The 24,346-nt window shown below is 70.4% G+C and carries 19 protein-coding genes; 12 read left to right on the top strand and 7 right to left on the bottom strand.

Annotation, left to right across the window (positions count from 1 at the left end; all coding sequences use genetic code 11):
* Positions 1 to 106 precede the first annotated feature (106 nt).
* The 3 genes from OG878_RS11750 to eccE all read right to left on the bottom strand — a co-directional run bounded on the left by OG878_RS11750 (position 107) and on the right by eccE (position 5,185).
* On the bottom strand, positions 107 to 2,767 hold the full coding sequence (locus OG878_RS11750; protein WP_328886736.1) for an SCO5717 family growth-regulating ATPase: 2,661 nt from the start codon (positions 2,765 to 2,767) through the stop codon (positions 107 to 109).
* Positions 2,768 to 3,101: 334 nt separating this feature from the next.
* Complete coding sequence (locus OG878_RS11745) at positions 3,102 to 3,824, bottom strand: hypothetical protein (RefSeq protein ID WP_328886735.1); 723 nt, start codon at positions 3,822 to 3,824, stop codon at positions 3,102 to 3,104.
* Complete coding sequence (gene eccE, locus OG878_RS11740) at positions 3,824 to 5,185, bottom strand: type VII secretion protein EccE (RefSeq protein WP_328891211.1); 1,362 nt, start codon at positions 5,183 to 5,185, stop codon at positions 3,824 to 3,826. Before eccE ends, OG878_RS11745 begins: the two co-directional genes overlap by 1 nt.
* Positions 5,186 to 5,411: 226 nt before the next feature.
* Between eccE and eccB the strand changes: the two genes are divergently transcribed.
* From eccB to OG878_RS11720, 4 genes are all read left to right on the top strand, one after another.
* Entirely contained in the window at positions 5,412 to 6,962 is a 1,551-nt protein-coding gene (gene eccB / locus OG878_RS11735; protein WP_328886734.1) for a type VII secretion protein EccB, read from the top strand.
* Positions 6,963 to 7,008: 46 nt separating this feature from the next.
* Positions 7,009 to 8,235, top strand: a complete 1,227-nt coding sequence (gene mycP / locus OG878_RS11730) for a type VII secretion-associated serine protease mycosin (protein WP_328886733.1) — start codon at positions 7,009 to 7,011, stop codon at positions 8,233 to 8,235.
* 260 nt (positions 8,236 to 8,495) lie between these two features.
* On the top strand, positions 8,496 to 8,846 hold the full coding sequence (locus OG878_RS11725; RefSeq protein WP_328886732.1) for a WXG100 family type VII secretion target: 351 nt from the start codon (positions 8,496 to 8,498) through the stop codon (positions 8,844 to 8,846).
* A 52-nt stretch (positions 8,847 to 8,898) separates the two neighbouring features.
* Positions 8,899 to 9,207 (top strand): WXG100 family type VII secretion target, encoded by a 309-nt coding sequence (locus OG878_RS11720; protein WP_328886731.1) that lies wholly within the window; start codon positions 8,899 to 8,901, stop codon positions 9,205 to 9,207.
* Positions 9,208 to 9,470: 263 nt separating this feature from the next.
* Here OG878_RS11720 and OG878_RS11715 read toward each other — a convergent pair whose 3' ends face one another.
* Positions 9,471 to 9,704: a DUF397 domain-containing protein gene (locus OG878_RS11715; RefSeq protein ID WP_328886730.1), complete on the bottom strand. Its 234-nt coding sequence runs from the start codon at positions 9,702 to 9,704 to the stop codon at positions 9,471 to 9,473.
* A 96-nt stretch (positions 9,705 to 9,800) separates the two neighbouring features.
* The gene (eccCa, locus tag OG878_RS11710) at positions 9,801 to 13,760 is read right to left on the bottom strand and encodes a type VII secretion protein EccCa (protein ID WP_328886729.1); all 3,960 of its coding nucleotides are present in this window, start codon (positions 13,758 to 13,760) and stop codon (positions 9,801 to 9,803) included.
* A 187-nt stretch (positions 13,761 to 13,947) separates the two neighbouring features.
* Between eccCa and eccD the strand changes: the two genes are divergently transcribed.
* The 6 genes from eccD (at position 13,948) to OG878_RS11680 (ending at position 21,133) form a co-directional block, all read left to right on the top strand.
* A complete protein-coding gene (gene eccD, locus OG878_RS11705; protein ID WP_328886728.1) occupies positions 13,948 to 15,429 on the top strand; it encodes a type VII secretion integral membrane protein EccD in 1,482 nt (493 codons plus the stop codon).
* Between the two features lie 203 nt (positions 15,430 to 15,632).
* Positions 15,633 to 15,923 (top strand): 30S ribosomal protein S15, encoded by a 291-nt coding sequence (gene rpsO, locus OG878_RS11700; RefSeq protein WP_275537409.1) that lies wholly within the window; start codon positions 15,633 to 15,635, stop codon positions 15,921 to 15,923.
* Positions 15,924 to 16,258: 335 nt separating this feature from the next.
* Positions 16,259 to 18,472 (top strand): polyribonucleotide nucleotidyltransferase, encoded by a 2,214-nt coding sequence (locus tag OG878_RS11695; RefSeq protein WP_328886727.1) that lies wholly within the window; start codon positions 16,259 to 16,261, stop codon positions 18,470 to 18,472.
* A complete protein-coding gene (locus tag OG878_RS11690; protein ID WP_328886726.1) occupies positions 18,469 to 19,848 on the top strand; it encodes a M16 family metallopeptidase in 1,380 nt (459 codons plus the stop codon). The genes OG878_RS11695 and OG878_RS11690 overlap by 4 nt, the downstream gene beginning before the upstream one ends.
* A gap of 23 nt (positions 19,849 to 19,871) precedes the next feature.
* Positions 19,872 to 20,624: a 4-hydroxy-tetrahydrodipicolinate reductase gene (dapB, locus tag OG878_RS11685; RefSeq protein ID WP_328886725.1), complete on the top strand. Its 753-nt coding sequence runs from the start codon at positions 19,872 to 19,874 to the stop codon at positions 20,622 to 20,624.
* 14 nt (positions 20,625 to 20,638) lie between these two features.
* Positions 20,639 to 21,133, top strand: coding sequence for a tetratricopeptide repeat protein (locus OG878_RS11680; RefSeq protein ID WP_328886724.1), 495 nt, complete (start codon positions 20,639 to 20,641; stop codon positions 21,131 to 21,133).
* 224 nt (positions 21,134 to 21,357) lie between these two features.
* Here the strand turns inward: OG878_RS11680 and OG878_RS11675 are convergent, their stop codons facing one another.
* Together OG878_RS11675 and OG878_RS11670 are read right to left on the bottom strand one after the other, a co-directional pair.
* Positions 21,358 to 21,909 carry a hypothetical protein gene (locus OG878_RS11675; protein WP_328886723.1) on the bottom strand — a complete coding sequence of 184 codons (552 nt, stop codon included), beginning with the start codon at positions 21,907 to 21,909 and terminating at the stop codon, positions 21,358 to 21,360.
* 93 nt (positions 21,910 to 22,002) lie between these two features.
* Positions 22,003 to 22,242, bottom strand: coding sequence for a hypothetical protein (locus tag OG878_RS11670; protein WP_328886722.1), 240 nt, complete (start codon positions 22,240 to 22,242; stop codon positions 22,003 to 22,005).
* Between the two features lie 185 nt (positions 22,243 to 22,427).
* Here OG878_RS11670 and thyX point away from each other — a divergent pair, with 185 nt between their 5' ends.
* A complete protein-coding gene (gene thyX / locus OG878_RS11665; RefSeq protein WP_328886721.1) occupies positions 22,428 to 23,165 on the top strand; it encodes an FAD-dependent thymidylate synthase in 738 nt (245 codons plus the stop codon).
* A gap of 152 nt (positions 23,166 to 23,317) precedes the next feature.
* A complete protein-coding gene (gene dapA / locus OG878_RS11660) occupies positions 23,318 to 24,217 on the top strand; it encodes a 4-hydroxy-tetrahydrodipicolinate synthase (protein ID WP_328886720.1) in 900 nt (299 codons plus the stop codon).
* Positions 24,218 to 24,346: the final 129 nt, after the last annotated feature.

Raw genomic sequence — 24,346 nt, 5'->3', positions numbered from 1 at the left:
GAGCCGCGTCAACGGTGCCCCAAACGGCGTGTGGTCTGCGCGAATGCAATGAGGGCCCGCACCGTGGGGACGGTGCGGGCCCTCATTGGTTCAGGCCTCTGGTGCCTTACTGCTGAGGCGCTGACGGCGGCTGCGGAGGGTGCTGTTGCCAGCCCGCGGGCGGGACGGGGCCCTGCAGTTCGGGGTGGTCCTGGCGGCCGGCCTGAACCGGCGGACCGCCGTGCTGCGGCGGGGGCGGTCCGGCCGGGCTGGCGGCGGACTGGGCCTGGGAGGGCAGGGACTGCTGCCATCCGTTCGGCTGTACGCCGGGGCCGGGGTGCGGCGGATACGGCTGCTGGGGCGGGTACGGCTGGCCGGGCTGCCGCGGTACGTACGGCTGCTGACCCGGCATCTGCTGACCCGGCATCTGCTGACCGGGCATCGGCGGGGCGAACTGCGGCGGCGGGTTGTTGCCGTCGGACGTCCACAGCCCCTGCTGCTGCTGGGCGCGCGCGAAGTCCTCGGCGACCATCGCGGAGAGGTTGAAGTACGCCTCACGCGTCTTCGGACGCATCATGTCGAGGTCGACCTCGGCACCGGCCGACAGATGCTCGTCGAACGGTACGACGATCACGCCCCGGCAGCGCGTCTCGAAGTGCTGCACGATGTCATCGACCTTGATCATCTTGCCGGTCTCGCGGACCCCGGAGATGACGGTGAGGGAGCGCTGCACCAGCTCCGCATACCCGTGCGCCGACAGCCAGTCCAGTGTGGTGGAGGCGCTGGAGGCGCCGTCGACCGACGGCGTCGAGATGATGATCAACTGGTCGGCGAGGTCCAGCACTCCGCGCATCGCGCTGTACAGCAGACCGGTACCCGAGTCGGTGAGGATGATCGGGTACTGCTTGCCGAGAACGTCGATCGCGCGCCGGTAGTCCTCGTCGTTGAACGTCGTCGAGACCGCCGGATCCACGTCGTTGGCGATGATCTCCAGACCGGAGGGCGCCTGCGAGGTGAAACGGCGGATGTCCATGTACGAGTTGAGGTACGGGATCGCCTGGACCAGGTCACGGATGGTGGCCCCGGTCTCGCGGCGCACGCGGCGGCCGAGCGTACCGGCGTCCGGGTTGGCGTCGATGGCGAGGATCTTGTCCTGGCGCTCGGTGGCCAGGGTCGCGCCGAGCGCGGTGGTCGTCGTGGTCTTGCCGACACCGCCCTTGAGGCTGATGACCGCGATCCGGTAGCAGGACAGCACGGGCGTGCGGATCAGGTCGAGCTTGCGCTGCCGCTCGACCTCCTCCTTCTTGCCGCCGAGCTTGAAACGGGCTGCGGCGGACGGGGTACGGCTGCTCTTGGCCTTCTGCTTGCCCCGAACCAGACGGTCGGAGGACAGCTCCACGGCCGCCGTGTAGCCCAGCGGCGCGCCCGGTACGGAACGCTCGCGCTGGTCATGGGTGACCGGCGTGGGCCAGGCCGCGCCGGTGCGCGGGTCGACGGGCGCTCCCGGCTGCGGCTGGGGCTGTTGCTGGTGGGCGGGGGGCTGAGGGCCGGCCGGCGCGGGCAGGTGGGGCGCGCCCTGGACCGGCGGCAGGGCTGCCTGCGGGCCGCCCTGCTGTGCGGGCCACTGCGCTGCCTGCGGCGGCTGGGGCGGCTGCGGGAACCCGTAGCCGCCCTGGGCCTGCACCGAAGGCGCGGGGGGAGCGGGCTGCTGCGGGACGTGCGGAGGCAGCGGTGCGCCCTGGGCGGGTGCAGGCTGCTGCTGCGGGAATCCGTAACCGCTCTGCGGCGCAGGGGCGCCCTGTTGCGCGGGCAGCTGAGGCGACTGCGGGAACTGGGGTGCCTGAGGTGGCTGCGCGGCGTTCGGGAATCCGTAACCACCGGGCGTCTGGTTCGCCGGAGCCGGCGCGTGCGTCGGGCCCGTCGCCGGCCACTGCGGCGCCGGCTGGGGCGCGTGGGGCTGGGGCGCGTGGGGCTGCGGTGCGGCGGGCTGGAAGGCGGGCGGCAGCGGCGGCAGTCCACCCGGCGCGGGCGGCGCCGGGGTCCAGGGGGCCGGCACGGCCGGCAGCGGGGCGTCCTGCGGCACCGTATCCGGCACGGCGTCCGAGGGCGCGGCGGCGGCAGGCTCGTCCGCGCCGGCCGGAGCCTCGTCCGCAACGGAATCCGTGGGCGCATCGCCGACGGAATCCGTGCCGTCGTCGTCGGCCGTCCCGTCGGAGGGCTGTACGGCGTCGGATCCGGCCGTCTCGTCCGTGCCCGTGGCACCGCTCTGCGCGGAACCGGAAGCTTCGCTGCCGCCGTCCGCGGCCGCCCCGGCAGCAGCGGCCGCGACCGCGTCCGCAGCCTCCGCGACCGCGGCCTCGCGCTCCGCGATCTCCCGCTTCAGCGCGGCCGGCGAGAACCGCATGGTCGCGCCGCTCTCCAGATCGCCGCCCCCGAACGGCTCCGGCGCACCGCTTGCCGTGCCCTCCCCCTGCGCGGGGGAGGGAGACGAGTCGGCGGCGGAGGCAACAGCCATCGGCTCCACCGGCGGCGCCGGCGTCCAGGTGGGCTCGAAGCCGCCCCCGGCCGGCAGCCCGGGCACGGACATGGGCGCACCGCTGGGCGGCGGAGGCGGCGCCAGGTGTGTTCCGGCCCCGCCCGACGAGTCCCCCGACGCGTTCTGGGTGTACCAGGCAGGCGGGGTGTAGTCGATGGTGAACTCACCCGTCATCTCGGCGGGCTCCGCGTCGGACGACTCGTCGACGGGCCTGCTCCAGCCCCCTCGGATTTCGTCCCGATCGCCGTTCACTTTGCCTCCTGGTGTGGTCGAGCACCCTTGTGCCGTATTGGGTGGGGGCGACCGTTCCCGTATTCCGAACCGCCCGGCTCTCCCCCTTCGGACGCGCACCGCCTGCCCGCAGGTTCGTCTGCTGCGCCCACTCCCACCCTAATCGCCATCGGCCCCCCTCCGGCAGGCCGCAGGGCATCGCAAGAGCTGTCCCGTACGTCACGCACCGCCCTCAAGTGAACCGAGTGCGGCAGGGAGTGAAGGGTAAAGTGGTCAAACGTGCACATCTGCCTATGAATATCTGAACAATCCCCACGCTTCGCCGGCGGCCGGTCCACCGCGCCCATGCGAGCGGTCAGTCCATCCGGCGCGCGGCCCCCAGCAGCCCGCTCTCCGCGTCGGTCGCCTGTGTCATCACGAACTGCCGGTCCCGTTCCGTGCCCCAGAGCGTAACTCCGTCCGACAGCGTCGACAGCGACTGCGTCTCGGCCGCCGACAGATGCATGATGCGCCCGATCTGTGCGGCTTCGTCAGGAGATACCCGCTGGATCCCCACCAGGGACGCCTTCTTCATCAACCCGGGCGCCGCCGGACTCAGATACGGCAACAGCGTCACCACCGACTGCCACGGCCCCGACACCACGCGCCCGCGTGGCGGCCGCATCCCGCAGTCCCGCACCACGACGACCGGACTTCCGGCCGACGCACCCTGCGGTGGCACCCGCCCCACGTCGTGCAGCGACATGCACGGCTGGCCGCCTCCCGCCGCCTGCGCAAGTGCCGTCCACGCGTGGGCGCGGCCGGTCTCCACGACGATCCGGGCGCCGGTCGCGGCCGCTCGCAGGGCCAGCACCTGAGCCGTCCACAGTCCGCCGATGAGCGTGACGTCGTACGGCGTGGGCCGGTTGAGACCGAGCACGGCGGTCCGTCCCGCGGCGTCCACACCGATCACCGTGCCGTCGTCGCCGACCGGCAGGGCCATCGAGGCGAGCTGCTCGACGGAGACCGTGTGCCGGCCGTGTCGCGGTCCGATCAGCCCGAAGCCCAGCCGGGCGCGGGCGCTGGTGGTCAGGGACATCAGCGGGTACCCCCCAGCGGCAGCGTGGCGAGCACACCGGGCAACTGCTCACGGTCGAGCCGCACCAGCGATGTCCGCACACCACGTGCGGTGCGCTCCAACTCGTGTCGCGCGGCAAGCAGTTCCTCGTCGCTGCGTCCCGTTATCCGGACATGGCCGGCGATCGAGACCTCCTGCCGGTCGGCGAGCCCCAGCGTCAGGCTGAAGGTCGTGGCGAGCGCCGGGAGCGAGGTGAGCAGCGCGACCAGCTGCGGCATCGAAGCCCCGCCACCGTTCCCCGCCGCGCCGAACTGCGGCCAGCGCGCCACCCGGTAGGTGGTGTGCCGCCGGTCGTCGCAGCGCCAGGTCCGTGCGGTCTCCTCGGTGCGCCGCACCGGCGTGAGGGCCCGGCCCGCCTGCTCCATGGCCGACGGGCTGACGCAGGCCGAGGTCGCGACCGCGGACGTCAGCTCCTGCTCGGTCAGCACCGTCGCACGGAACCCGGCCCCGGTGAGTCTGCTGGCCAGCTGGTCCGCCGTGCGTACGAGACACTTCTGCGCCCCCGCGATCCCGCCCCCGCGCGCCTGCACGGCCTCCGGGCAGAGCTCCGGGTCCAGCTTGAGTGCGATCCAGGTGATCCGGACGGCGGGCGATCCCGTCCGGGCCTGCAGCGGCGCGTAGTTGCGGGCGGCGACGGACTGCGGGGGCAGGTGCGGGGCGGGCGCGGGCTGTGTGTGCTGCACGATCTGTGCCGACTCGAGACGGATGCCGTCGACATCGAGCACGTCCCGTACCAGCGTCAGGGGCAGCGGCTGCGCGGACCGGTCCTGCCGCAGCGCCGTCGCGTCCGACTCGATCTGCAGGACGGCCGTGAGGAACGTGCCGTCGCCGATCATCCCGACCGGCCACCGGTCGCGATCGCTGAACGAGTACGTGCGCAGCGCCGGATCGCATTCGACGGCGGGCGCGATCCCCGGCTCCGTACCCGTGGGCAGGACCGTCGACGCGGCCCTCCGGGTGCGCGCACGCAGCGCGACGACGGTGCCCAGCCACTCCGGCAGCGAGCGGCGGTGCCTGCGCAGGACGGCGAGCAGCACCAGCAACGCCGCGACCGCGCCGGCCGGCACCAGCAGCAGCGGGTCGGTCACCCAGGCCGCGAGAAGCAGTGCAGCGGCGATCTCGATCAGCACGAGTTGTTGCAATCGGAACGAACCGATGCGCCCCGGCCGTCCGTTCGGCCGCGGAGCGGCCTGCCCCCCGAGACGGGAGGAGCCGCCGGCCGGGCCGCGGGAGGCGGCGGCGGAGGGGGTCGGTCCGCCGGGTGGGGGAGCCGGGGAGGGCGGTGCGTTCCCGGCCGGACGTGTCCGCGTCGCGGAAGACATCATTCCGGCATTCCCCCGTTCATAAGGCCCCCGTTTCGACCCGATCACCCCTGCTCCGCCGGGGACTTCGGCGGCCGGATCAGCGTACCCGCCCCGCAGCCACCCGTGGTCAGCAGGCATAGTAGGGGCCGGTCCGGCACCGAGGTCCGGCATCCGGGGTCAGGTACGGGGGGCGGGGACGCGAACTCCTGTGCCGCGCGGGGAGACACGGGAGACAGACAGACTCATGGCATCACGGCGGGATGAACTCAACGCGTACACCTTTGCGAAGAAACGCACGGTGGCGGCATTCCTCCAACCCTCGCCCTCCGGTACCGAGGAGGGCGCCCCGCGTCCGCTGCGCGCCGTCCTCCCGAGCATGGTGGCCGGGGCGCTGATCCTCGCCGGCTTCGGTGCCTACGGCATGTTCAGGCCCACCGCGCCCAAGGACTGGGACAAGCCGTTCACCAAGGTGATCGTCGGCAAGCAGTCCACCACCCGCTATGTGGTGCTGACCACCGGCACGGGCAGGAAGAAGAAGACCCTGCTGCATCCCGTGCTGAACCTCGCCTCCGCCAGGCTGCTCCTCACCCCGCAGCAGTACGGCGTCATCCAGGTCCCCGACGAGATCCTCGACGCGGGCAAGCCGCCGCGCGGACCGGTCCTCGGCATCCCGTACGCCCCCGACCGGCTGCCCGAGGCGGACGACGCCGGCACGGCCAAGCGGTGGGCGGTATGCGAACAGCCCGGTGGCAAGGGCAACACCGTGCAGAAGGCGGCCTTCCTCTTCGCCGAACGCGACAACAGGCTGACCGACGGCGGCAGAAGGCTCACCGGCGGCCAGGTCCTCTACGTCAAGGGCCAGACCGGAGCCCGCTACCTCGTCGACGCGAGCGGCACGAAGTACCGCATCGACGAGACCGCCGCCGACAACGGCCACCTCACCAGTGCCCTCGTCGGCAGCCGGCAGCCGCAGTCCGTCACCGACGACTGGCTGGCCACCCTGCACGACGGCGACCCGATCCGCTTCCCGCAGATCCCCGGCACCGTCAGCGCGGCCGCGCACATCCAGGGGCAGCTGTCCACCGAGGAGAACAGGGTCGGCATGGTCCTGCGGACCAGGAACGGCGAAGGCACCACGCACTACGTGGTCCTCGACGGCAGGGTGCAGCCGGTATCCGAGTTCACCGCCTGGCTGCTGATCAACTCCCCGCAGACAGCGCAGCTCAACCTGGACAGCGAGGCGCGCGCCGTCGGCCTCCAGGACTTCGTCCCCGACCCCGCGCCCTTCACGGGGCAGGCCGCGCACTGGCCCGTACGCAGGACCGGCCAGGTGAACACCGCCACCGGCGCGGCCGGCGATCGCGACACCGTCTGCAGTGTGCTGCGCAAGGTCGACGGCACGGGCCGTACGACGCTGAGCACGTGGGCGGGCACCGCGTACCCCGCCTCCGTCGGCACAGACGGCACCAGCACGTACGTCACCCCCGGCAGCGGCCTCCTCTACACCCAGGTCCGGGGTCGGCAGACGCGCCCCGACGGCTCACTCTTCCTGGTGACGGACACCGGACTGCGGTACGCGGTTCAGGCGAACGGCGACAGCGACGCCCAGCACTCCGACATCGGCGCCGGCGGCGGGCAGAACGGGACGGACGGCCGCCCCGAGCCCAGCCAGGCGCAGATCAGGCTGGGATACGAGAAGGTGACGCCCGCTCTCGTGCCGATCGAATGGTCCGAGTTCCTGTCCAAGGGGCCTCGGCTCGACACCAACAGCGCCCGCCAGCCCCAGGGCTCGTGACCAGGACGCCCATGCAGGGTTCGTAGAACTCGGGGGAGAGAAACAGATGTTGTACCGCAAGACGGCTCTGCTGGCAGCGGCGGCCACTGCGGCGCTGACCGCGCTCGCGGCGCCCCAGGCCGCGCACGCCGATCAGGGCCCCGCCGATCGCAGCGGCCCCGGGCTGGACGGCAGCGGCGAATGCACCTTCCCGATGAAGAAGCAGTTCGAGGGCCGTCCCTGGTCGCTGCAGCGGGTCCTGCTCGACGAACTGTGGCAGGGCACCAGGGGCAAGGGCGTCCGCGTCGCGGTCATCGACACCGGAGTCGACAACACCAACCCGCAGCTCAGGCAGGCCGTCGACGCCTCCGCGGGAGCCGACTACCTCGAGGGCGGCCGGAGCGACGGCACCGTCGACGAGGTCGGGCACGGCACCAAGGTCGCCGGCATCATCGCCGCCCGCCCCCGCACGGGAACCGGATTCGTCGGCCTGGCTCCCGAGGCCACGATCATCCCGATCCGCCAGAACGACGAGAAGAACAGCGGCAAGGACACCACGATGGCCGCGGCGATCGACCACGCGATCGCAGCGGGCGCCCGGGTCATCAACATCTCGCAGGACACGACGAAGGCGCTGACCCCGGAGTCCACGCTGGGCAGGGCGGTGGCCAGGGCGCTCGCCAAGGACATCGTCGTCGTCGCCTCCGCGGGCAACGACGGCACGGACGGCAGGCTGAAGAACACCTATCCGGCCGCCTTCGACGGCGTCCTCGCCGTCGCGTCGTCGGACCGCAACAACGAACGCGCCCCGTTCTCCCAGGCCGGTACGTTCGTCGGTGTCGCCGCACCGGGCGTCGACATCGTCTCCACGGTCCCGGGCAACGGCCAGTGCACCGACAACGGCACCAGCTTCTCCGCACCGTACGTCTCCGGGGTCGCCGCCCTGATGCGGGCCAAGTACCCGGAATGGACCGCGCCCCAGATCGTCGCCCGGATCGAGCAGACCGCCGAACGGTCCGTCACCGGCCACGACGACTTCGTCGGCTGGGGCGTCGTCGACCCGGTCCGCGCGCTCTCCGGCGACGACACCCCGCAGGACGCTCCGCACCCCGACCCCGCCCCGCCCAGGGCCCAGGCCCCCGAGCCCGCGCATCTGTCGTTGTCCGAGACCGCCCAGCAGCGCAGCGAGCGGTACGCAACCTACGCGCTGGCCCTGGCGGCCGTACTGATCGCCGTGGTGGCCGGTACGGCGACGGTCGCCCGCGACCTGCGGCGCCGACGGGGTTTGCGGTGAGGGCACGGACCGGTGAAGCGGATCACCGCCCACAAAGCGCAGTTGGGGAGAGATGTCGAAGTGGCTAGGGTGGGACGGGACTTCACGTGTGTGACGGGGGAACGAGAAGTGGTTGCATCCGATTCCGGAGCGTGGGAACACCGCCGCGCCCGTCCCCGTCCCCGCCCGTCCCCGACTCCGCGACCGGAGCGCAGGGGGCAGGCAGCAAGCCTGGCCGCGATGGGCGGACAGGACCGGGAACCGAGAGATAGGACCTCCGGATGAACAACCCCGCAGGCGGTTTCGGACTCGCCGACGATCCGATCGTCCAGGCGAAGAACAAGATCGTCGAGACCTCGGAGCAGGTGTCCAAGCAGGCCAGGGAACTGGCCAACATCCTTCAGACGGTGTCGGAGGGATGGACGGGCGTCGGTGCCTCGGGATTCACATCCGCACAGATCATGATCAACGAGGACCACGACCAGATCCGCCGGCTCCTCCATGTGCTCCTCAACGCGGTGGGCCAGACCAAGAACCTCAGCAACGCCAACGACGACGAGGTCCGCGCGGCCTTCAACGCCGTGAAGGAACCGGCGCCGTCCGGCAACACCTCCGGGCTGAACGGCATCTGAGGCCGCCGCAGCACCCCTTCCGTATCAGAGCTGAGCACCGAGGAGCAGACAGATGGCCGGGAACGACCCGAACACCAAGGTCAGGTACGAGAGCGTCCAGGAGATCGCGAACCGGATCCGCGTGGTCTCGCAGAACATCATCAAGGACCTCCAGGAGATGGACAGTGCGCTGAAGGTCGTCACCGACACCTGGGACGGCGAGGCGCATGGCAATTACATGAGCCTCCAGCACAAGTACAAGGGCAAGGCCGAGCACATGAGGGACCGCCTGGAGCACGTCGCGAAGATCATCGAGTCCGGCAAGGACAACTACCGCGCCACGGACATCAAGGCCTCGCGACTGTTCACCGAGTCCTACTGAACACAGGACCGCAGGTCGCACACCGCGGGACAGCGGCGCCGCACGCACGGAAGGGGCACGCTCGCCGGAGCGTGCCCCTTCCGCCGTCCGCGCAGCGTCCCAAGGGCTGTCCCGTCATCCCTGGCGGGCGCACGACGTCAGCTGCGGCACCTCGCTGCGTTGCCGGAACGCCCGAATGCGCCCAGTATGAGGACGCTTCTCCGCCTTGCGATGCACCACATCTGACGCCGCGCGCTGATCCACCAGGGATGACGCGACAGCCCTCAGGTGAGGTCGAACTCGCCGTCCCGTGCGCCGAGTACGAACGCCCGCCACTCCGCCTCCGTGTACCGCAGCACCGTTTCCGGATCCAGCGAGGACCGCATCGCCACGGCCCCGCCCGGCAGATGCGCGATCTCGACCCGCTCCTCGGCGTCCTGCGTACCGGGCGCACTCAGCCACTCGGCCCCCGAGATGTCGAGTGCGTACAGCTCGTCCTTCTCCTGCTGCGTGCCCATCAGATGCCTACCTCTCCTGCGGCGGAACGTGTGCGTCACCCGCGTGCAGAGTATCCCCGCACCCTCGTCCCCAGGACGGGAGTTGACACCGGGCCCTCAGTGATGCTCCGGCAGCCGCCCGATCTGCACCAGCGGGTTCCCCCGTCGCCGCGAAGCGAAGTACCCGCGCCCGGGAGGCATCGCATGGCCCCGCACCGACCCGATCAGATCGCCCTCGGACGGGTCGCCGGACAGCACCACGCCCTGCGCACCCAGTTCCTTGATGCGCTGCATGAACGACTCGTACATCGACCGTGAGGCCCCGGCCGAGTTGCGCGCGATGATGAAACGCACACCCGTGTCCCGGGCGAACGGCAGGTACTCCGCGAGCGGGGCGAGCGGGTTGCCCGCGTTCGTCGCCACCAGGTCGTAGTCGTCGACGATGATGAAGATCTGCGGCCCGGTCCACCAACTGCGGTCGCGCAGCTGCTGCGGTGTGACGTCCGTCGGCGGCTGCCGCCGCGAGAACACGCCCGCCAGCGCCTCCATGTGCATCTGCATCGAGCTCGCCATCGGCGCGTACTCCAGCAGATGACTCTCCGGCAGCGCACCCAGCAGAGCCCGCCGGTAGTCGCCTACGACGAGCTTCGCCTCGTCGGGGGAGTAGCGTTCCGAGATCTGTTTGGCGATCAGGCGCAGCAGGTTCGTCTTCCCGGATTCGCTCTCGCCGAAGACCAGGAAAAACGGATCCGTTTCGAAGTCGACGAACACCGGCTCGAGATCCGTCTCGTCGATGCCGATCGCGATGCCGCGCTGCGGGAACTCGAAGCCCTTCGGCAACTGCTCGGCAGGCAGTTTCCGCGGCAGCAGCCGTACGGCCGGAGCCGAAGGCCCCGCCCAGTGGGACCTCACCGCCTCGACGAAGGCCGCCGTACCGTCGGAGAGGTCAGCGGCGCCGGCGGACGAGTCGATACGGGGCAGCGCCCCCATGAAGTGCAGCTTCTCCGGCACCTGACCACGGCCCGGCACCCCCTGCGGCACGTTCACCGCGACCTTGCGGTCGAACTCCGAGTCCATGACGTCGCCGAGCCGCAGTTCGAGCCGCCCGAGGATCTGGTCCTTGAGCGCGGCCCGCACCTCCATGTACCGGGCGGCCGTGATCACCACGTGGACGCCGTACCCCAGACCGCGCGAGGCGATGTCCGTGACGACCTGCTCCAGCATCTCGTACTCGGCCCGGAAGCCGCCCCAGCCGTCGACGACCAGGAACACGTCGCCCCACGGCTCGCCGGGTAGTTCACCCAGGGCGCGCTTGCGCCGGTAGGTGGCGACGGAGTCGATGGAGTGGGCCCGGAAGAACTCCTCGCGCCGGTTCAGCACCCCCGCCACCTCGGCGACCGTACGCCGCACCCGCTCCGGGTCCAGCCGCGACGCGATCCCGCCGACATGCGGCAGATCCGCCAGTGCGACCAGTCCGCCGCCGCCGAAGTCGAGCCCGTAGAACTGCACTTCGTGCGGGGTGTGGGTGAGCGCGAACGACGAGATGAGCGTCCGCATCAGGGTTGACTTCCCGGACTGCGGACCACCGACCACCATCATGTGGCCCGCCGCACCGGAGAAGTCCCGGTACAGCACCTCACGCCGCTGCTCGAACGGCTTGTCGATGAGGCCGAGCGGAACGGTCAGCCCGCCCGGACGTGTGTACTCCGTCGCCGTGAACCCGCGGTCCGCGGTCGGCGCGAGTCCCGGCAGCAACTGGTCCAGTGCCGGGGCCCGGTCCAGCGGCGGCAGCCACACCTGATGGGCGGGCACCCCCTGCCCCTCGAGGCGCCGCACGATCACATCGAGCACCGTGTCGGCGAGTGCGTCGTCCTCCGCGCCCGCCCGCGCGGAGACCACGTGCGCCGGGTTCGGCGCCGCGTACACCACCGGCACCGGCAGCGCGCTGAACACCGCGGGCCGCCGCTCGACGGGCAGCGCCCCCACCGACAGATCGGGACCGCCCGTGCGGTACGTCCCCGAGACGTACGCCGCCTTGAACCGGGTCATCTCGTCCGTACCGAACTTGAGATAGCCGGAACCCGGCACCGACGGCAGGTGGTACGCGTCGGGCACCCCCAGCGCCGTACGCGACTCGGCGGCCGAGAAGGTCCGCAGACCGATCCGGTACGAGAGGTAGGTGTCGAGGCCGCGCAGCTTGCCCTCCTCCAGGCGCTGCGATGCGAGCAGCAGATGCACCCCCAGCGACCGTCCGATGCGGCCGATCTGGATGAACATGTCGATGAAGTCGGGCTTCGCGGTCAGCAGCTCGGAGAACTCGTCGATGACCAGGACCAGTGAGGCCAGCGGCTCCAGGGCCGCGCCCGCCGCCCGCGCCTTCTCGTAGTCATGGATGTTGGCGTAGTTGCCGGCCGACCGCAGCAGCTCCTGCCGGCGCTGCAGCTCACCGCGGATCGCGTCGCCCATGCGGTCCACCAGTGTCAGGTCGTCCGCCAGATTGGTGATGACCGCCGCCACATGCGGCATGTGCGACATCCCGGCGAACGTCGCACCGCCCTTGAAGTCGGCCAGTACGAAGTTGAGCGTCTCCGACGAATGCGTGACCGCGAGCCCCAGCACCAGCGTCCGCAGCAGCTCCGACTTGCCGGAACCCGTCGCACCGACACACAGCCCGTGCGGGCCCATGCCCTCCTGAGCGGCCTCCTTCAGGTCCAGCATCACCGGCTGACCGTCCTCGCCGACCCCGATCGGCACCCGCAGCCGCTCGGAGACCGACCGCGGCCGCCAGGTGCGCGCCACATCGACCGCACCGGCATCGCCGAGGTTCAGCAGATCCGTGAAGTCCAGATTGGCGAGCAGCGGTTCGTCGTCATCGCCCCCGCCCATGCGCAGCGGCGCGAGCTGCCGGGCCAGTGCCTCGGCCGCAGGCAGCGACAACCCGTCCGGCACGCCCTCGTACGCCAGCCCGGCCCCCGACTCCAGCCGCAGCACCCCCGGCCGCACCACCACGGACAGACCGCCGCGCGGCTCGTCCAGCTCACCGGGCACGACCTCGACGATCGTCACCCCCTGCAGCCCCTCGGCCGCTGCGAACAGCGAGTCCGGTGGCACCATCCCGCCGTCCAGAACCACCACGATGTGCGGCTGGTCCAGCAAAGGCCGGCTCTCCCGCCCGAACCGCGGCCGCCCCTCCAGCCGGCTCGTCAGCAGCTGCTCCAGCTCACCCAGATCGTCGCCGAACAGCCGCTTCGTGCCCGCCCCGTCGACCTGCCCCGGCACCTGCACATGCGGAAGCCACTTCGTCCACTCCCAGCGCGCCACTGCAACCGGCGCCGCCACCACGGCGACCACCAGATCCTCGGGCGAGTGCAGCGTCACCAGCTGCGCGACCAGCGCCCGCGCAGCCGCCTGCGCCGACTCCGGACGGCCGGAGACCGTCACGTGATAGAACGCCCGCATCGACACGGCCATCGGCAGCCCGTCCAACGACCCGTGCACCGCGAGGAACTGCTGCATCGCCCCCGCGCACATCGGCTCCAGCTCATCCACCGGAGCGGTGTCCGGAGCGACCAGCGGAGTCGACAGCTGCTGCGCCCCGAGCCCGACCCGGACCTGCCCGAAGTCCTCGTCCCCGACCCGCCGTTCCCAGAGCCGGCTGCCTTCGGCGACCAGCGACCACAACTGCTCGGGAGCGGGCTGCAGATACAGCTGAACGTCCCGCTGGGCGCGCGCCGTCCGGCGCACGGTACGCCGCGTCTGCGCCAGGTATTTGAGGTAGTCCCGCCGCACATCCGCCATTTGCCCCTGCGTACCGCGACGGTGTCGGACCAGCTGGGCGACCACCATGCCCACGGTCGAGACCAGCATCAGAACGCCCATGATGCGCATGAACGGAGGGGCCTGCGGCGAGAAGAAGAAGACCACCGACGACCCCATGCCGAGCACGGGGAGGATCTGCATCAGCATGCCCTCCTGCTGCCCGCGCGGCAGTTCGGGAGGGGCCTCCAACGTCAACGCGTCCGCGGGCACTTCGGGCGGCAGGGAACGCGGAGGTCGTTTCACGACGATCTGGCTCACCGGAACATCAATCCCTCGGTGCGGACGGGCGGAAGGCCGGTTGCACCCGTACCGGAGCCCCCCGTGGCTGCCTTTGTGCGCGGATGTCACTCCGCGCGACGGTGATCCTACGTGCAGATGGCCGTTGTTCCTCCCGATAGGGTGACGCGCGCACCGTGCGCAACCGCGAATCAGGGGGACCAGACACGTGAGTACGACTGCAGCGACGGGCTTCTGCCGCGTCACCGTCGTGGCGCCCGACAGCCGTATCGACGTCGCCCTGCCGGAGGACATCGCGGTCGCGGACATCTATCCGGAGATCCTCCGTCTCACGGGCCAGACCCAGGCGGTCGGCACCCCCACCGGCTACCACCTCGTACGCCGCGACGGCACAGTCCTCGACGGCGCCCGCACGCTCGCCGCCCAGCAGGTGCTCGACGGCGAACTGCTCAGCCTGCGCCCGTTCGCCCAGTCGCTGCCGCCCGCCGTATTCGACGACGTGTCGGACGCCGTCGCCTCGGCCGTCACGCGCGACCGCCACCTGTGGAGCGACGAACTGCTGCGTGGCGCAGGCCTGCTGGGCGGGGTGCTGCTCCTCGTGCTGATGGGCTTCGTCCTCTGGTTCGCCGACCCCGTCCGGCACGACATGCACAGCCTGCCCGGCATCATCGCGGGCTCCGCCGGACTGCTGCTCACGGCGTTCGCGGGGGTACGCGCCCGGGTCTACGCGGACCGGGCCACCGCCGTCGCCCTCGGTCTCGGCGCACTGCCCCTGGTACTCATCGCGGGGTCCGGCGTCATCGGCCCCGACGCCGGTCACGGCCCCGGCCGGCTGCAGTTCCTGCTCGGCTGCGTGGCCGTCCTCGTCGCGTCCGTCGTCCTGGTCGCCCTGACCCCCAGCGGCGACGCCCCGTTCGTCGCGGCGACCTTCGTCGCCACCGTCGGCACCCTCGCCACCTTCGCCGCGATCCTCACCGAGGCCTCCGCCACCGGGACCGCCGCGGTCTGCGCCCCGGCCGCCCTCGGACTCGTCGCGTTCCTGCCCGGCCTCTCCGCCCGCTTCGCCCGGCTGCCCATCGGTTACGCATCACCGCGCACCGCCCCCGGCGGCTACGACGACGGCTCCGCGGACCCGGACACCACCCCCGAGGCCGAAGGCGCCCCCGTCGACGCCGACCGCATCGCCGCCCAGGCCCGCCGCGGTCACGAGATGCTGCTCGGCCTGGTCGCGGGCTGCGCCGCCGTCGTCGTCGGCTCCGCGGCCGTCCTCGGTTTCTCCGACAACGTCTGGGGCCGGCTCCTCGCCCTCGCCGCCGGCCTCGCGATGCTGCTGCGCGCCCGTCTCTTCCGCTACACCTCGCAGGTGACCTGCGTCCTGGTGTCGGGTATCGGCGCGATCGCTCTGCTGGTCCTCGGCCTCTCCCTGCACCCGCCGACGGACCTGGTGGGCGAGCTGGCCCGGTACGGAGACAGCGGCCCCCTGGACATCCGCACGGTCTGGCTCTCCGCGGCCGTGGCCGCGGGCGCCGCGCTGCTGACGGCGATCGCCCTGATCATTCCCCGCAAGGGCCTCTCCCCGTTCTGGGGCCGCCTCCTCGACCTCGCGGAGAGTGCCGTCCTCCTTTCCCTGGTCCCGCTCTGCCTGGCAGTGCTGGACGTCTTCACCAGGGCCAGATCCCTGACCGGCTGAGCCGTACCCGCAGGAGGGCAGCCCCACCGCGCAACCCGCCCCGCAACGCCTGGTACGCTGTGTGACGGCCGTTTGTGTACGCGCCCCCGGATCATCCTGAGGGCTGCGCTCATCGGACCTTCGCCCGCGAGTAACGGAAGACCCCCTGAGACCAAGACCAGGGGCGCTCGTGGACGCATCGAACCATCAAAGAGGAGTACCGCGTGCCGCTCGACGCCGCTACGAAGAAGCAGATCATGTCCGAGTTCGCCACCAAGGAGGGTGACACCGGTTCCCCCGAGGTCCAGGTGGCCATGCTCTCCCGTCGCATCTCGGACCTGACGGAGCACCTCAAGACGCACAAGCACGACCACCACTCCCGCCGTGGTCTGCTGATCCTGGTCGGCCAGCGTCGCCGCCTCCTGCAGTACCTGGCCAAGAAGGACATCCAGCGCTTCCGTGCCCTGGTCGACCGCCTCGGCATCCGCCGCGGTGCGGCCGGCGGCGCCAAGTAAGACGCCGTGAAGGGAGCGGTTCCCACGACTGAGGGAGCCGCTCCCTTTGTTGTACGTACAGGTGTACGCGCAACAGCATGCACGGGACGTGACCGGCTCGCCCGGTCGACCGGAATGCCAAGCTGAGCCGAATCTCAGTAACCTGGTCCCGGAACGTCCCGCAGACGAGCGGAAGAAGCAGGCTCCCCGCCGCCGGTCCTCGGTAGTGGCCCCCGGACGCAGCAATCCCGGGTGCTTCGATCGAAGACCGGCCCGCCGATGGAGCGCTTCTCCGCACCGTCCCCCGCCACACGGGCGTGGGGGCGAGAAGACGATATGTATCGGAGAAAACGCTAGTGGAGAACGAGACCCACTACGCCGAGGCCGTTATCGACAACGGAACCTTCGGCACCCGCACCATCCGCTTCGAGACGGGCCGCCTGGCCAAGCAGGCCGCCGGCTCCGCCGTTGCGTACCTGGACGACGACACCATGGTGCTGTCGGCCACCACGGCTTCCAAGAAGCCGAAGGACCAGCTCGACTTCTTCCCTCTGACGGTCGACGTCGAGGAGCGGCAGTACGCCGCGGGCAAGATCCCCGGCTCCTTCTTCCGCCGCGAGGGCCGCCCCTCCGAGGATGCCATCCTCACCTGCCGTCTGATCGACCGGCCGCTGCGCCCCTCCTTCAAGAAGGGCCTGCGCAACGAGATCCAGATCGTCGAGACGATCATGGCGCTCAACCCCGATCACCTCTACGACGTGATCGCGATCAACGCCGCCTCCTGCTCCACGCAGCTGGCCGGCCTGCCCTTCTCCGGCCCGATCGGTGGGACCCGTGTCGCCCTGATCAAGGGCCAGTGGGTCGCCTTCCCGACGCACACCGAGCTCGAGGACGCCGTCTTCGACATGGTCGTCGCCGGTCGCGTCCTGGAGGACGGCGACGTCGCGATCATGATGGTCGAGGCCGAGGCCACCGAGAAGACCATCCAGCTCGTCAAGGACGGCGCGGAGGCCCCGACCGAAGAGGTCGTCGCCGCCGGTCTCGAGGCCGCGAAGCCGTTCATCAAGGCTCTCTGCAAGGCCCAGTCGGACCTCGCCGCCAAGGCTGCCAAGCCCACCGGCGAGTTCCCGGTCTTCCTCGACTACCAGGACGACGTCCTGGAGGCGCTCACCGCCGCCGTCAGCACCGAGCTCGCCAAGGCGCTCACCATCGCCGGCAAGCAGGAGCGCGAGGCCGAGCTGGACCGCATCAAGGAGATCGCCGGCGAGAAGCTGCTCCCGCAGTTCGAGGGCCGCGAGAAGGAGATCTCCGGTGCCTACCGCGCGCTGACCAAGAAGCTGGTCCGCGAGCGCGTCATCAAGGACAAGGTCCGCATCGACGGCCGTGGCGTCACGGACATCCGTACGCTCGCCGCCGAGGTCGAGGCCATCCCGCGTGTGCACGGCTCGGCGCTGTTCGAGCGCGGCGAGACCCAGATCCTGGGCGTCACCACCCTCAACATGCTCCGCATGGAGCAGCAGCTGGACACCCTCTCCCCGGTGACCCGCAAGCGCTACATGCACAACTACAACTTCCCGCCGTACTCCGTCGGTGAGACCGGCCGCGTGGGCTCGCCCAAGCGCCGCGAGATCGGCCACGGCGCGCTCGCCGAGCGCGCCATCGTGCCGGTGCTGCCGTCGCGCGAGGAGTTCCCCTACGCGATCCGCCAGGTCTCCGAGGCGCTGGGCTCCAACGGCTCGACGTCCATGGGCTCGGTCTGCGCCTCCACCATGTCGCTGCTGAACGCCGGTGTGCCGCTCAAGGCCGCCGTCGCCGGTATCGCCATGGGCCTGATCTCCCAGGAGATCGACGGCAAGACCCACTACGTCGCCCTGACCGACATCCTCGGTGCCGAGGACGCGTTCGGTGACATGGACTTCAAGGTCGCCGGTACGAAGCAGTTCGTCACCGCGCTCCAGCTCGACACCAAGCTCGACGGCATCCCCGCATCGGTTCTGGCCGCCGCGCTGAAGCAGGCCCGCGACGCCCGCCTCCACATCCTCGATGTGATGAACGAGGCCATCGACGTCCCGGACGAGATGTCCCCGAACGCCCCGCGGATCATCACCGTCAAGATCCCGGTGGACAAGATCGGTGAGGTCATCGGCCCCAAGGGCAAGATGATCAACCAGATCCAGGAGGACACCGGCGCCGACATCACGATCGAGGACGACGGCACCATCTACATCGGTGCCCAGCAGGGCTCGCAGGCCGAGGCCGCCCGCGCCACGATCAACGCGATCGCCAACCCGACCATGCCGGAGGTCGGCGAGCGCTACCTGGGTACGGTCGTCAAGACCACCACCTTCGGTGCGTTCGTCTCCCTCATGCCGGGCAAGGACGGCTTGCTGCACATCTCGCAGATCCGCAAGCTCGCCGGTGGCAAGCGCGTGGAGAACGTCGAGGACGTGCTCGCGGTCGGCTCCAAGGTCCAGGTCGAGATCGCCGAGATCGACTCCCGCGGCAAGCTCTCCCTCATTCCCGTGATCGAGGGCGAAGAGGACGAGAAGAAGGACGACGCCGCCAAGTGACGTCCCGTAGTTCCGTGGCGACGGCCCGCACCTCCTCGGAGGCGCGGGCCGTCGCCCGTACCCAAACGCTTCTCAAGGGCACGAACGGCATCGGCACCGTCCGCCGCACCGTTCTCCCCGGCGGCCTCCGGATCGTCACCGAGACGCTGCCCTCCGTACGCTCCGCCACCTTCGGGATCTGGGCCAACGTCGGATCACGCGACGAGACGCCCAGCCTGAACGGCGCGACGCACTACCTCGAACACCTCCTGTTCAAGGGCACGGCCAAGCGCAGCGCCCTCGACATCTCGTCCGCGATCGACGCGGTCGGCGGCGAGATGAACGCCTTCACGGCGAAGGAGTACACCTGCTACTACGCGCGGGTCCTCGACACCGACCTGCCACTGGCCATCGACGTCGTCTGCGACATGCTGACCGGCTCGCTGATCGCCGCCGAGGACGTCGACGCCGAGCGCGGCGTCATCCTCGAAGAGATCGCGATGACCGAGGACGACCCGGGTGACTGCGTGCACGACCTGTTCGCGCACACGATGCTCGGCGACACGCCCCTCGGCCGTCCGGTCCTCGGCACCGTCGACACGATCAACGCGTTGAACCGCGGCCAGATCGCCCGCTTCTACAAGAAGCACTACGACCCCACCCACCTGGTCGTCGCCGCCGCCGGCAACGTCGACCACGCCACGGTCGTACGACAGGTCCGCAAGGCCTTCGAGCGCGCGGGCGCCCTGTCCCGCACGGACGCCGTCCCGGTCGCACCGCGCGAAGGCTCCCGCACCCTGCGTACCGCGGGCCGGGTCGAGGTGCTGAACCGCAGGACCGAGCAGGCTCACGTCGTCCTCGGCGTACCGGGCCTCGCCCGCACCGACGACCGCCGCTGGGCGCTGGGTGTGCTCAACACCGCCCTCGGCGGCGGCATGAGCTCCCGCCTCTTCCAGGAGGTACGGGAGAAGCGCGGCCTGGCCTACAGCGTCTACTCGTACACCTCGGGCTTCGCCGACTGCGGACTTTTCGGTGTGTACGCGGGCTGCCGGCCCAGCCAGGTGCACGACGTCCTGAAGATCTGCCGCGACGAGCTCGACCGGGTAGCGTCCGACGGACTGAGCGACGAGGAGATCGGCCGCGCCATCGGCCAGCTCTCCGGCTCCACCGTCCTCGGCCTGGAGGACACCGGCGCCCTGATGAACCGCATCGGCAAGAGCGAGCTGTGCTGGGGTGAGCAGATGTCGGTCGACGACATGCTGGCCCGGATGGCGCAGGTCACCCCCGATGACGTCCGGGCGGTGGCCGGCGAGGTCCTCGGACAGCGCCCCTCGCTCTCCGTCATCGGCCCGCTCACGGACAAGCAGGCCGGCCGCCTCGACGAAGCGGTCTCCTAATCCACCCGTAAGGAAGCAGAGCAATGAGCAAGCTGCGCGTGGCCGTTCTCGGCGCCAAGGGCCGTATCGGAGCCGAGGCGGTACGAGCCGTCGAGGCCGCCGACGACATGGAACTGGTGGCCGCACTCGGCCGTGGCGACAAGCTGGAGACGCTCGCGGAGACCGGCGCCCAGGTGGCGGTCGAGCTCACCACACCCGCGTCGGTGATGGGGAACCTCGACTTCTGTATCCGGCACGGAATCAATGCGGTCGTCGGCACCACCGGCTGGACCGACGAACGGCTCGCGCAGCTGAACTCCTGGCTCTCCGGCTCCCCGGAGACCGGTGTGCTCATCGCGCCGAACTTCTCCATCGGCGCCGTCCTCACCATGAAGTTCGCGGCGCAGGCCGCCCGCTACTTCGAGTCCGTCGAGGTCGTCGAACTGCACCACCCCAACAAGGTCGACGCCCCCTCCGGCACCGCCACCCGCACCGCCCAGCTGATCGCCGAGGCCCGCAAGAAGGCCGGCTGCGCCCCGCAGCCGGACGCCACGGCCACGGCGCTCGACGGCGCCCGCGGCGCGAACGTCGACGGGGTCCCGGTGCACGCGATCAGGCTCCGTGGCCTCCTCGCCCACCAGGAAGTACTGCTCGGCGGCGAGGGCGAGACCCTCACCATCCGCCACGACTCCCTGCACCACAGCAGCTTCATGCCGGGCATCCTGCTCGGCACTCGCCGCGTAGTGACCACGCCGGGCCTCACCTTCGGCCTGGAACACTTCCTCGACCTGAACTGACTGAGCCCACCGCCATGCGCGCAAAGATCACTTACCTTGTCACCGCCGCCGTCCTGGTCTTCTACTTCGTCCTGGTCGGCAGCCGTGGCCTGCTGCTCATCGAGCACGGCACGCTGCTCACCGTCACCTTCGGGATCGCGGTGCTGATCCTGCCGGTGATCGGTATCTGGTTCCTCTGGAAGAACACCCAGTTCGTCCACAGGGCCAACGCCCTCGCCGCAGAGCTGGACGCCGAGGGCGGGCTGCCGGTCGACGAGCTGGTCCGTACACCGTCCGGCCGTATCGACCGCGACTCCGCCGACGCCGTCTTCGCACGGCGCCGCGAGGAGACCGAGGACTCGCCGGACGACTGGCGCTGCTGGTTCCGGCTCGCCGTCGCCTACCAGGACGCCCGGGACACCCCGCGCGCCCGCAAGGCCATGCAGCGCGCCATCGCCCTGCACAGGAGCGGATCAGCCCGGTCCGTCCCCGCGGACCCGTCCGTCACCTCGAGCCCGTCCGGCGACTGACGGCCTCGTTCGATCCCGTCAGGCGGCCGAGCCCGGCACGGCCGTCGGACGCGGGCGGCCCTGAGGGCTGTCCTGTCATCCCTGGTGGATCAGTGCGCGGCGTCGGATGTGGTGCATCGCAAGGCGGAGGGGCGTCCTCGTGCGGGGCGTATTCGGGCGTTCCGGCGACGTTGCGAGGTGCCGCAGCTGTCGTCGTGCGCCCGCCAGGGTGTACCGGACAGCCCTCAGTGGCGCCGGTACTCGTCCCCCCAGGCCTCCACCGTGTCGGCGGCCCGGTCGAACGCCTCGCGGCGCCCCAGAAAGTCCGCGTTGCTGTCGGTGAGCAGCGGCGGTACGGCCTCGCCACCCTGACGTACGACGATCAGGGCCTGGCCCTGCACCGTGCGCGGGAACCCGAGCCACTTCACCGGCTGCTGCACCGTGCGGACCGCGGCGACCCGGTTCCACGGCACGGTCTTCGTCACGAAGAACCCCACCCGCCGAACCCCGTGCCGGCTGACCCAGGCACCCATCCGCAACAACCGCATCGCGCAGGCGATCACCACGAGGGCCAGCACAAGACACGCGGTGGCGCCGGACAGCGCGCCGGCAAACGCGATGATCATGCCGGCGATCAGCACGAACGAGGCGAGCAGCAACAAGGTGGCCGCCGCTGCGACCCGCCACGGCCCGGGGCGGTAGGGGCGCCGCCAGCGGTCGTGGTCGTCGAACGGCAGCGCGATGTCCGCAGCGCTCGCGTCAAACGCGCGGTCGGCCGTCAGAAAGGGCAGGGGCACGACTGATCCTCACTCACAAGCACGCTCGATTGCTGTGCCCGGTGAGGCTACCGAGCACGCCACGGTCGCTACCACCCCAGGGGTCCGTACGAGTCAGCGGGCGTGCGCGGCCTCGGTCTGCTGGCTGTGTGCAGGGGATCTGTCCGGGGCTAGGGCGGGAAGGCCGAGGATCAGCGATCCGGCGAGACCGGCGACCACCGTCAGCCCCACCAGGGAACGTGCGGCCAGCTGGGAGACGGTGGCGCGCTCCCGCGGTGGCGGCGTGACGTTACTGCGGAATCGGTCGGCCTCGGCCACGAAGGAGAACGGGACGGCTTCACGCCGGCGGAACATGAGGAAGATCTCCTAGAACTCTGTTACGGGTGCTGCATGGAGTCAGACGCACGTCGGACCCGTTCGGTGCCCCGAATCGCCGAATTGACCGAAGAAATCCCCGGACGGGCCTTCCGCGGCTCGTTGTCGGTGGCGGCCCGTAGAGTGGGCGCCGCCCGAGCGACGCAATTGGAAGGACCCCGCCGGTGACCGAGACCCCCGAACCCGCAAAGCCGAGCTTCCGCAGCGATGTGACCGTCGAGCTGGTGAAGCACTCCGCGGCCGACTCCGACGTCCTCTTCGCCGCCCGTGTCTCCACGGCCGGAGAGCAGTCCCTGGAGGAGGTCACGAAGGACCCGGAGCGTTCCAAGGGGCTCATCAACTTCCTGATGCGGGACCGTCACGGATCCCCGTTCGAGCACAACTCGATGACGTTCTTCATCAGCGCCCCGATCTTCGTGTTCCGCGAGTTCATGCGCCACCGCGTCGGCTGGTCGTACAACGAGGAATCGGGCCGCTACAGGGAGCTGGAGCCGGTCTTCTACGTACCCGGAGAGGCCCGCAAGCTCGTCCAGCAGGGTCGCCCCGGCAAGTACGAGTTCGTCGAGGGCACCCAGGCCCAGCAGGAGCTCACGGGCCGTGTGATGGAGGACTCGTACCGCCAGGCGTACGAGGCGTACCAGGAGATGCTCGCCGCCGGAGTCGCCCGCGAGGTCGCCCGCGCGGTGCTCCCGGTCGGCCTGTTCTCGTCGATGTACGCCACGTGCAACGCTCGCTCGATGATGCACTTCCTCGGACTGCGCACCCAGCACGAACTGGCGAAGGTGCCGTCCTTCCCGCAGCGCGAGATCGAAATGGTGGGTGAACAGATGGAGCAGCACTGGGCGAGCCTCATGCCGCTCACCCATGCAGCCTTCAACAAGAATGGACGCGTAGCCCCGTAAGCGGTGTCCGTATTGCGACGTTTCGTGAAGTTCATCTAGGCTGATCAAACGGACCCGGCACTGCTTGAACCCCCGAGCAGGCAGTGCCGGGTTCCTCTCCCTTGTCCCCCCGAGGGGGCACCCCGCGCTGAGCAACGAGTAGCGTGTTACCCATGGCTCCGATCTCCACTCCGCAGATCCCCTTCGGGCGGGTCCTCACCGCCATGGTCACGCCCTTCACGGCGGACGGTGCGCTCGACCTCGATGGTGCCCAGCGGCTCGCCTCCCATCTGGTGGACTCAGGCAATGACGGCCTGATCGTCAACGGCACCACCGGCGAGTCCCCGACCACCAGCGACGCGGAGAAAGACCAGGTCGTACGGGCTGTCCTGGAAGCGGTAGGGGACCGGGCCCATGTCGTCGCCGGCATCGGCACCAACGACACCCGCCACAGCACCGAACTGGCCCGCGCTGCCGAGCGCGCCGGCGCCCACGGCCTCCTCGCGGTGACGCCGTACTACAACAAGCCGCCGCAGGAGGGCCTCTTCCGCCACTTCTCGGCCGTCGCGGACGCCACCGGTCTGCCGGTCATGCTCTACGACATCCCCGGCCGCAGCGGCGTGCCGATCGACACGGAGACGCTGGTCCGGCTCGCCGAGCACCCGCGCATCGTCGCCAACAAGGACGCCAAGGGCGACCTGGGCCGCGCCAGCTGGGCCATCGCCCAGTCCGGTCTCGCCTGGTACTCCGGCGACGACATGCTCAACCTGCCGCTGCTCTCGGTCGGCGCCATCGGCTTCGTCTCCGTCGTCGGCCATGTCGTCACCCCCGACCTGCGCGCCCTCATCGAGGCGTACCTCGGCGGCGACGTCCAGAAGGCCACGGAGATCCACCAGAAGCTCCTGCCGGTCTTCACCGGCATGTTCCGTACCCAGGGCGTGATCACCACCAAGGCGGCGCTGGCCCTCCAGGGTCTGCCCGCGGGCCCGCTGCGCCTTCCTCTGGTGGAACTCACCGCGCAGGAAACGGCTCAGCTCAAGATCGATCTCGCCGCCGGTGGGGTACAGCTGTAACCACAGACTTCACAACTGAATACGCGAAGAACGCTCGCAACAGCGAGAACACAGACAACAGCAAGTGCACGAATGACATGCGCGCCACGTGCCTCAGCGGTACGTGGCGCGCGTGGTAAGGAGAGTCTT

The sequence above is a fragment of the Streptomyces sp. NBC_00316 genome, assembly GCF_036158715.1.
In the GTDB taxonomy this organism is placed as follows: Bacteria; Actinomycetota; Actinomycetes; order Streptomycetales; family Streptomycetaceae; genus Streptomyces.
This window is presented reverse-complemented; position numbering and strand designations above follow the sequence as displayed.